8 protein-coding genes and 1 pseudogene are annotated in these 8,749 nt (G+C 63.2%); 5 read left to right on the forward strand and 4 right to left on the reverse strand.

Translation table 11 applies throughout. The features are described from left to right. The 3 genes and pseudogenes from glyA to G9C89_RS24595 all read right to left on the reverse strand — a co-directional run. Positions 1 to 240, reverse strand: a pseudogene (gene glyA, locus G9C89_RS24585) (serine hydroxymethyltransferase); the annotation flags it as partial. Positions 241 to 457: 217 nt separating this feature from the next. After that, positions 458 to 1,201, reverse strand: coding sequence for a TraX family protein (locus tag G9C89_RS24590; RefSeq protein WP_172153289.1), 744 nt, complete (start codon positions 1,199 to 1,201; stop codon positions 458 to 460). 128 nt (positions 1,202 to 1,329) lie between these two features. After that, entirely contained in the window at positions 1,330 to 1,629 is a 300-nt protein-coding gene (locus tag G9C89_RS24595) for a hypothetical protein (RefSeq protein ID WP_172153291.1), read from the reverse strand. Positions 1,630 to 1,856: 227 nt separating this feature from the next. Here G9C89_RS24595 and G9C89_RS24600 point away from each other — a divergent pair, with 227 nt between their 5' ends. The 4 genes from G9C89_RS24600 (at position 1,857) to G9C89_RS24615 (ending at position 5,454) form a co-directional block, all read left to right on the forward strand. Next, the gene (locus G9C89_RS24600; protein ID WP_172153293.1) at positions 1,857 to 2,900 is read left to right on the forward strand and encodes a threonine aldolase family protein; all 1,044 of its coding nucleotides are present in this window, start codon (positions 1,857 to 1,859) and stop codon (positions 2,898 to 2,900) included. 375 nt (positions 2,901 to 3,275) lie between these two features. Further along, positions 3,276 to 4,463: a SorT family sulfite dehydrogenase catalytic subunit gene (sorT, locus tag G9C89_RS24605; protein WP_172153295.1), complete on the forward strand. Its 1,188-nt coding sequence runs from the start codon at positions 3,276 to 3,278 to the stop codon at positions 4,461 to 4,463. Positions 4,464 to 4,467: 4 nt separating this feature from the next. Further along, positions 4,468 to 4,782, forward strand: a complete 315-nt coding sequence (sorU, locus tag G9C89_RS24610; protein WP_172153297.1) for a SorU family sulfite dehydrogenase c-type cytochrome subunit — start codon at positions 4,468 to 4,470, stop codon at positions 4,780 to 4,782. Positions 4,783 to 4,854: 72 nt separating this feature from the next. Beyond that, positions 4,855 to 5,454 carry a pyridoxine/pyridoxamine 5'-phosphate oxidase gene (locus G9C89_RS24615; protein ID WP_172153299.1) on the forward strand — a complete coding sequence of 200 codons (600 nt, stop codon included), beginning with the start codon at positions 4,855 to 4,857 and terminating at the stop codon, positions 5,452 to 5,454. 56 nt (positions 5,455 to 5,510) lie between these two features. Here G9C89_RS24615 and gbcB read toward each other — a convergent pair whose 3' ends face one another. Continuing rightward, entirely contained in the window at positions 5,511 to 6,611 is a 1,101-nt protein-coding gene (gbcB, locus tag G9C89_RS24620) for a glycine-betaine demethylase subunit GbcB (RefSeq protein ID WP_172153301.1), read from the reverse strand. Positions 6,612 to 6,978: 367 nt separating this feature from the next. Between gbcB and gbcA the strand changes: the two genes are divergently transcribed. Beyond that, a complete protein-coding gene (gene gbcA / locus G9C89_RS24625; RefSeq protein WP_172153303.1) occupies positions 6,979 to 8,268 on the forward strand; it encodes a glycine-betaine demethylase subunit GbcA in 1,290 nt (429 codons plus the stop codon). Positions 8,269 to 8,749: the final 481 nt, after the last annotated feature.

Below are 8,749 nucleotides of genomic sequence, written 5' to 3' on the forward strand. Positions count from 1 at the left end.
GTCGATGGCCAGCTGCTCGACCACATCGACATGCTCGCAGCCGCCGTAGTAGCGCTTGCCCGGATAGCCTTCGGCGTACTTGTTGGTCAGGCCGCTGCCCTGGGCCTGCATGACCCGCTTGCTGGTGTAGTTCTCCGAGGCGATCAGCTCGATGTGATGCTCCTGGCGGCGCTCCTCGGCGTCCATCGCGCTGAGCAGTTCGTCGTCGTAGCCCTGGATCTGGTCTTGTTTGCTGAACATCGCTGATCTCCTGCGGCACCAGGCTGTGGTGCATCTGTGTCGGAATCGGGACTGAGCCCATGTGGAGCCGATGGTATGACTCGCCCTGAACAGCCAGATGCCTATGTACGCCACGGGAGGTTGCGTTTGCGACATGCGTGTCGGCGACAGGTCGCTGTCGGTAATGCGAATGTTTCGCCGCGGCTCGGCCGAGTGCCGTGCAGCGCAGTCGGGGCCGTCAGCGCAGCCAGTATTCGCGCACAGCCGTGAGCAGCAGAAAGTGCCCGGGATAGAACAGGTAGGCCCAGCGGCGTACCGGCGCAACGCGGATCTGCAGCGGCTGGCGCAGCAGCCAGAGACCGAACAGCGGGGCCAGGGCGCAGCTGAGAATCACCGCCCAGGCAAAGGGCTCGCCGCGCGCCGCATCGACATAGAAGGGCGGCCAGTAGTTGGCGAGCAGGCTCAGCAGCAGTGGCCAGATCCAGGCTGGATGGGAGTGCTTCAATGCATAAACGAACGCCGCCGGCAGCAAGGCCCCGGCGACGCCGAACATCAGCCAGGGATGGGCGACCACGGCCAGCAGCAGGGCGCCGATGGCCAGCCAGCGCGCCTGGCCACTGGGCTGCTGCACGCCACTGGCGATCAGCAGGCCGAGGACCAGGGTCGGCAGCACATTGAGCGATTGCGGCGCCGGCACCAACAGGCGATACGGCCACTCGGAAAGCAGCGAGAACAGCAGCAACAGGCCGAGATAGCGTAACGGCACCGGCAGGCGCGGGCGCGCCGTCGGCCGCACCAGGTTGGCGGCGATGGCCAGGCAGAACAGTGGAAAGGCCAGGCGGCCGGGAATATAGACGGCGTACAGCGGCGGCCAGACATGCCGCAGGTGATCGATCAACATGCTCAGCAGCGCCAGCCACTTGAGCAGGTCCAGCGCGGCATCACGCGGACGGCTGGCCAGGGCTGGGGAAGAGGTCGGCATGGCGGCGCTCACAGGTCATCGGCTGGTGATCGACGTTAACCCAGGATCGCCACCGCTGCCCATCCGGCATCCCGCCAACGACATGCTGGGCACCGCTGGCGCTATGGCCAGCGGGTTTTCACCACCTATCAGCCCTGCAGCTTGGCGTTGCAGCTGCTGGAGGCGGTAACCAGGCGCTGCTGCAGCGCCGGGTCAGGTTGCGTCTGGCTACGCATCGCTTCCAGCTCTGCTTCGCTGAACTCGCTGCTGACCTTGTCGGCCGCGCATTCGCAGAAGGCTTGCAGTTGTTCCTTGTTGTGGCTGGATTGGGCGCTGGCCACGCACTCGTTGACGAACTCGGTTTTGGCACCCGCCGGCCAGCCAGCGGCAGTGGCGGGCAGGGCAAAGGCCAGGGGAAGGAAAAGCGCAATCAAATGACGGTAGCTCATGGTGGACTCCTGTTCGGGTCAATTACGTCGGCAAGCGCTGCCGGGACCCTAGTTGTGAGGCCGTCTGCTGCCGTGAGTTCCTTTTCATTTGCGTGCAGTTGCCGGTCCGTTCTGCAGGCCGGACAGCGCCTGGAATGAACAAGATGTCGCCACAGCGTGCTACCCGCGACAGGCTGCGAGGGTAAAGTAGCGCCATGCGCCGATGATCCAACAACAAGGAACGAGCAATGTCCGACTCATCGCAACAGTTCGCCAGCGATAATTATTCCGGCATCTGTCCGGAAGCCTGGGCCGCCATGGCCGAGGCCAATCACGGCCATGACCGCGCTTATGGCGACGACCAGTGGACGGCGCGCGCCGCCGATCATTTCCGCGAACTGTTCGAAACCGACTGCGAAGTGTTCTTCGCCTTCAACGGCACCGCGGCCAACTCCCTGGCCCTGGCGGCGCTGTGCCAGAGCTACCACAGCGTGATCTGCTCGGACACCGCTCACGTCGAGACCGACGAATGTGGCGCCCCGGAGTTCTTCTCCAACGGCTCCAAGCTGCTGCTGGCGCAGACCGAGGACGGCAAGTTGACGCCGGCGGCGATCCGCGAGATCGCCCTCAAGCGCCAGGATATCCACTACCCGAAACCGCGGGTGGTGACCCTGACCCAGGCCACCGAGGTCGGCACGGTCTATCGCCCCGAAGAGGTCCGCGCGATCAGCACCACCTGCCGCGAACTGGGCCTCAATCTGCACATGGACGGCGCGCGCTTCTCCAACGCCTGCGCCTTTCTCGGTTGCAGCCCGGCCGAGCTGACCTGGAAGGCCGGGGTCGACGTGCTCTGCTTCGGCGGCACCAAGAACGGCATGGCGGTGGGCGAGGCCATCCTGTTCTTCAACAAGGCGCTGGCCGAAGACTTCGATTACCGCTGCAAGCAGGCCGGCCAGTTAGCCTCGAAGATGCGCTACCTGTCCGCACCCTGGGTCGGCCTGCTGCAGAGCGACGCCTGGTTGAAATACGCCCGACACGCCAACCAGTGCGCGCGCCTGCTCGCCGAACTGGTCAGTGACGTGCCGGGGGTCAGCCTGATGTTCCCGGTGGAAGCCAACGGCGTGTTCCTGCAGATGTCCGAAGCGGCCTTGGAAAACCTGCGTGCCAAGGGCTGGCGTTTCTACACCTTCATCGGCGCCGGCGGGGCACGTTTCATGTGCTCCTGGGACACCGAAGAAGAGCGGCTGCGCGAACTGGCGGCGGATATCCGCATGGCCATGGCTGCAGGCTAGGCTTGATCCGCTCCGCCGGCCTGTCCGGGCGGTGCCCGCGCGGATCGAATAACAGTCGATGTCGCGGCGCTCTATCCCGCGCGATAGCGGGGTGAGCCTGGGACTTTATCCCGGGGCAGGCGCTGCATGCAGAGCGGGGCAACCGACCACTCACCTTGACAGGGGGGCGCCGGGAACCTAGACCAAAACTAGCCATGGCAATTACCCTGGCTGACACCGAGAGGAAAGCACCCATGCTCCGGTTTGTGGGGGAGCGCCCGTCTGCAGGCGCCTGTCCCCCTCCATCCAGCACCCGCGCGCGACTCGCCCCCTTTCCCAGATCTTCCGGTTTTCCTGCCTGCGGGTTGCGTGCGCCGCATATTCCGGGAGCCCCCCATGAACGACACCTTTAATCTGCAGCGTCGGCAACTGCTACTGGGCAGTGCCGGAGCAGTGGCTTCGGCCGGCCTGTTCGGCTTCAGCCCGCTCAGCCTGGCGGCTGAGATGCCGCTGCCGGACTACGTCAACTGGAAGAATCCCGAGGCGCTGATCGTGCATAGCGCCAACACCCTGGAAACCAGGCGCGAGGCGATCGGCACCAGTATCGTCACCTCCAATGAGCAACTGTTCGTGCGCAACAACCTGCCGGCACCGGATGCCGCCATCGTTGCCGACCGCGACGCCTGGACGGTCGCCTTCCAGGGTGTGAAGAACCCGCGCAGCATGACCCTGGGCGAACTCAAGAACCTCGGCGTCGAAACCGTGGCCAGTGTGCTGCAGTGTTCGGGCAACGGCCGGGGCTTCTTTGCCCATAAGCCGAGCGGCACCCCGTGGACGGTGGGTGCGGCTGGCTGCGTGTTCTGGAGCGGGGTGCCGGTCAGTGCGGTGGTCGAGGCCCTCGGCGGGATTGACGCTGGCCTGGAGTACATGACCGGTACCGGCGGTGAGGTGTTACCCGAGGGCTTGGATCCGAAGAGCGTGATGGTCGAACGCTCGGTGCCGTTGAGCGCACTGGAGCACGCCATCCTCGCCTGGGAGCTGAACGGCGAGCCACTGCCCCTGGCCCATGGTGGCCCGCTGCGCCTGGTGGTGCCCGGCTACTACGGGGTGAACAACATCAAGTACGTCAAGCAGGTGGCTTTCACCGCCGTACAGAGCGATGCCAAGATCCAGGCTACGGGTTACCGGGTCAGCCCCGTTGGCCAGAAGGGCGCGGTGGAGCAGCCGTCGCTGTGGGAGATGCCGGTCAAGTCCTGGATCACCCAGCCGCTGCAGCAGGCCAAGGCCGGGCGGCTGTTGATTCAGGGCGTGGCCTTCGGCGGAGCCAGGGCGGTGCAGGGTGTCGAGGTGTCCCTGGACGCTGGCAAGAACTGGCAGCTGGCGCGTTTCGTCGGCCCGGATCTGGGGCCCTTCGCCTGGCGGCCATTCGTGCTGAGCGCCGAACTCCAACCGGGTCGTTATACCTTGGCCAGCCGGGCGATCGATGCCCAGGGTGCCATGCAGCCCGAGGAGCGCCTGGATAACGACAGTGGCTACGGCCACAACGGCTGGCAGGATCATTCCGTCAGCCTTGTGGTGGTCTGAGTTGATGGCGAGGTTGCTATTCGCCTTGGCCAGCCTGCTGGCTATGGCGCAGGCGGAGGCGGGTGATGCGCGCCTGGCGCTCGGTCGGCAGGTGTTCACCGAGCTGGCGCAGCCTTCCTGCAGCCTGTGCCACAGTCTGCGCGAGGCCGGTGCCAGCGGCGTCATCGGCCCCGATCTGGATCAGCTCAAGCCAAGCGTCGAACGAGTGGTGGCGGCGGTACAGGGTGGTGTCGGCGTGATGCCAAGCTTTGCCGCATCGCTTAGCGCCGAACAGATCGAGGCGGTGGCCCACTATGTGGCGCAGGTGGCCGGGCAGTGAACCCTGCGCTGGGTTAGGCTACCCCGACAAGCATTTCACGGATCCGCACACGGCAAAGGATGACTTGCGAGCATGAAGAGCAGTGAAGCGATTTATCGAGAAGCCCTGGCGCAACTGCAGGGGCTGATCGAGCGGGCCACCGCACAGGGCGTTGACGAGGCGCATGCTGCCGCGTTGGCGACGGCGGATCGCTACGCCCATCCGTCCGTGCGCATGGTCTACATCGTTGCGGTCGAGGAGGCGGGACTGCTGTTCTTCGTCAACACCGAGAGCGGCAAGGGCCAGCAGCTCACCGACAATCCGCGTGCATCACTGTGTTTCTTCTGGCGCGAGCTGCAGGAACAGGTGACGCTGGAAGGCGAGGTCATCCGCCAGTCCATTGAGACCTCGGACAACTACTGGCGTAAACGGGCACGCGAGGCCCAACTGGCGTCCTGGGTGTTGCCGCAGGGGGCGCCAGCGCCGGAAAAAGGCGAAGCGCGCCGGCAGGTGCGCCAGCTTGAACAGGCCCTGGGTTTCGAATCGGTGCCACGCAGTCCGAACTGGTGCGCCTTCCGCCTTCAGCCTGAGCGCATCGAGTTCTGGCCGTCTGGCTGGCAGCGCATGCGTGAGCGTGTCAGGTACCTGAAAGATGCGGATGGGGTGTGGTCTGAGGAGGTGCTCACCCCCTGAGAGACCCAGGGGGTGAGATCAGAGGCAGATAAACGTCTTGCCGAAGGCCGCATCGATCAATAGTCGATGACCACGTCGCCCTGGGGCACGCTGCAGCAAGAGAGGATATAGCCTTCGGCGACATCCTCGTCGGTGATCCCACCGTTATGCTCCATGCTCACCTCGCCAGCGGTCTTCATTACCTTGCAGGTGCCGCAGATGCCCATGCCGCAGGCCTTGGGAATATGCAGGCCGAGTTTGGCCGCCGCGGCGTGCACGGTCTCGCCCGGATTGACGCGAATGCTCTTGCCGGTGGCGACGAATGCCACCTGATGCTGGTCGGCAGCGGGCACGGGGTCGGCGTCGGCGGCTTCCGCAGCCAGCTCCTTGACTTCGGCGCGGACCTCCGGCGGTGTCGCGCCGAAGGACTCCTCGTGATAATGCTGCATGTCGAAGCCATTGTTCTCGAGCAGGTGCTTGACCGCGTTCATGTAGGGCGTCGGCCCGCAGCAGAAAATTTCCCGCTCCATGAAGTCTGGCGCCATCAACTCCAGCATCTTCTGGTTGAGGTAGCCACGATAGCCAGCCCAGGCCTCGCCCTGGCCATGCTTCTCGCAGATGATGTGCAGGCTGAAGTTGTTGATCCGCGCCGCCATGTGCTCAAGTTCGCGGTGGAAGATGATGTCCTTGGGAGTGCGGGCGCTGTGCACGAAGACCATGTCGACGTTGGCGTTGGTGTCATAGAACCAGCGGGTCATGGACATCACCGGGGTAATACCCACGCCACCGCTGAGGAGCAGTACCTTGTCGGCCGGAAAGTCGATGGCGTTGAACAGCCCGACCGGACCGTGTACCGCCAACTCCTGACCTTCCTGCAGGTTGTCATGCAGCCAGTTGGAGACCTTGCCGCCGGGCATCCGCTTGATCGAGATGGAGAAACTGTAGGGCACCGACGGCGAGCTGGAAATCGTGTACGAACGCATGACCGGCTGATCGTCGATTTCCAGTTCCAGGGTGACGAACTGGCCCGGCTTGAAGAAGAACAGCACCGGTTGTTCGGCCATGAAACAGAAGGTGCGCACATCCCAGGTTTCCTGGATCACCTTGACGCAGCGAACCAGGTGGCGGCCATTGCTCCAGGTCTGGGTGGTAACGGGGTTGAGGAAGTCGTTCGACATGGTCGGTATCTCGCGCGCAGCGGCCTGGTGTTGGCCTATTGTGGTGGATTGTGCGCAAGGGTTAGTGCGCTCATTTATCCATGAGCGACATTGACATGCTTATCGCGACCTGCCGCCTGGCGCGTGGCTTGCCGCGTCGGAAACGGATGTGGGCATGTCGCCTATGGATAAGGTTTGCTCGGCATCCATCGCCACACTCAGCTCCAGCCGAAGCAAATGGATAAGAGCGTCCGACCCTCTTGATCCCGCGTAAGAACCGCCATTCGGCAGGCGGCTTGCGGAGGGTCAGTCACGCCGCCTTGCGTAGCAACCGAAACAGCCACTTTTTGCGGCGCTCGCACGGCGAGCCGCCATTGAGGAGTTACCGATGGACGTCACTTCCACCCTGAGCCTGGGCGACCCGCTCGAACCGGCACGCAAGGCCACCGCCGAGATGCTGCAGACCCGCGAGCGCACCTTCTCGTTGCCGCAGCCGTTTTACAGCGACGAGCGCCTGTTCCAGATCGACATGCAGGAGATCTTTCACAAGGAATGGCTGATTGCCGGTATGACCTGCGAGATCCCGACCAAGGGCAACTACCTGACCCTGCAGATCGGCGATAACCCGATCATCGTCATCCGCGGCGCCGAAGGCGTGGTGCACGCTTTCCACAACGTCTGTCGCCACCGCGGTTCGCGCCTGTGTACCAGCGACAAGGGCAAGGTGGCCAAGCTGGTCTGCCCTTACCACCAGTGGACCTACGAGATCGACGGGCGTCTGCTGTTCGCCGGTACCGAGATGGGCGCCGACTTCGACCTCAAGGACTACAGCCTCAAGCCGGTCAACTGCAAGACTGCTGGCGGCTACATCTTTATCTCTCTGGCCGAGAATCCGCCGGCAATCGACGACTTCCTAGCTACCCTGGCTCATTACATGGAGCCCTACGACATGGAGAACACCAAGGTGGCGGTGCAGTCCACCTTGGTGGAAAAGGCCAACTGGAAGCTGGTCCTGGAAAACAACCGCGAGTGCTACCACTGCAACGGTGCACATCCGGAATTGCTCAATACCCTGCTGGAATGGGACGACGTCACCGATCCGCGTGCCAGCCAGGAATTCAAGGACCACGTCGCCGATTCCGCGGCCAAGTGGGAAGCCGAGAAGATTCCCTATGCCCATGCCAGTTTCGGCCTGCGTAACCGCATCGTGCGCATGCCGCTGCTCAAGGGCACCGTATCCATGACCATGGACGGCAAGCAGGGCAGCAAGAAACTCATGGGGCGCATCCAGAACCCTGACCTCGGCTCCATGCGTATCCTTCACCTGCCGCATTCGTGGAACCACTGCATGGGCGACCACGTGATCGTCTTCACCGTATGGCCGATCAGCGCCCAGGAAACCATGGTCACCACCAAGTGGCTGGTGCACAAGGATGCTGTGGAAGGCGTCGACTATGACGTGGCGCGCCTGCGCCAGGTATGGGACGCGACCAACGACCAGGATCGTCGTCTGGCCGAAGAAAATCAGCGTGGCATCAACTCCACGGCCTATCAGCCTGGGCCGTATTCGAAAACCTACGAGTTCGGGGTGGTCAACTTTATCGACTGGTACAGCGAGCGCCTGCTCAACAACCTCGGTGCTGCTCCGGCAGCCTATCTGCGTCAGGTCAACGACTGAGTTTCACTGCCATGCCGGCCCGCCTTGTGCGGGCCGGCGCGTTTCTGGAGGCCGCATGATGTCGATTAGCCTGGGGCTGGTTATTCTGCTGACCTTATATAGTGGCTTCGCCAGTTGGCGCATGCAACGATCTGCGGCGCCGTGCACTGGTCGGACAGAACGCCAGTAGGTAGCGCCAGCTCTTGCAAGCAAGAGTGGGGGCGTCCGCCAATGGACAGCCCAAGTATCGTCTTGACGCCTATATATAGTGGGAACTCAGTTATGTTGACTCAGGCTTGCGAAAGTCATGGTCGCAATGACGGTAGCCCGCAACAGTCATTACAGGGTTGTAGCTCAATCTGTGTAGGGGGCAAATAACTTGCAATAAAGCCTTGACGCGGATTCTGCTGGGCCTATAATGCGCACCTCTTCCGGCGCAGGCCTCTCGGAAAACCTCTTGTAAAACAAGAAGTTAGCTTAAAAAGAGGGGTTGCAAAGCAGC

The organism is Pseudomonas tumuqii (assembly GCF_013184545.1).
Classification (GTDB): Bacteria; Pseudomonadota; Gammaproteobacteria; order Pseudomonadales; family Pseudomonadaceae; genus Aquipseudomonas; species Aquipseudomonas tumuqii.

Bases quoted from the DNA above. Each gene is read 5' to 3' on its own strand.
- G9C89_RS24590 (WP_172153289.1), bottom strand. From the start codon at position 1,201: ATGCCGACCTCTTCCCCAGCCCTGGCCAGCCGTCCGCGTGATGCCGCG.
- G9C89_RS24595 (WP_172153291.1), bottom strand. From the start codon at position 1,629: ATGAGCTACCGTCATTTGATTGCGCTTTTCCTTCCCCTGGCCTTTGCC.
- G9C89_RS24600 (WP_172153293.1), top strand. From the start codon at position 1,857: ATGTCCGACTCATCGCAACAGTTCGCCAGCGATAATTATTCCGGCATC.
- sorT (WP_172153295.1), top strand. From the start codon at position 3,276: ATGAACGACACCTTTAATCTGCAGCGTCGGCAACTGCTACTGGGCAGT.
- sorU (WP_172153297.1), top strand. From the start codon at position 4,468: ATGGCGAGGTTGCTATTCGCCTTGGCCAGCCTGCTGGCTATGGCGCAG.
- G9C89_RS24615 (WP_172153299.1), top strand. From the start codon at position 4,855: ATGAAGAGCAGTGAAGCGATTTATCGAGAAGCCCTGGCGCAACTGCAG.
- gbcB (WP_172153301.1), bottom strand. From the start codon at position 6,611: ATGTCGAACGACTTCCTCAACCCCGTTACCACCCAGACCTGGAGCAAT.
- gbcA (WP_172153303.1), top strand. From the start codon at position 6,979: ATGGACGTCACTTCCACCCTGAGCCTGGGCGACCCGCTCGAACCGGCA.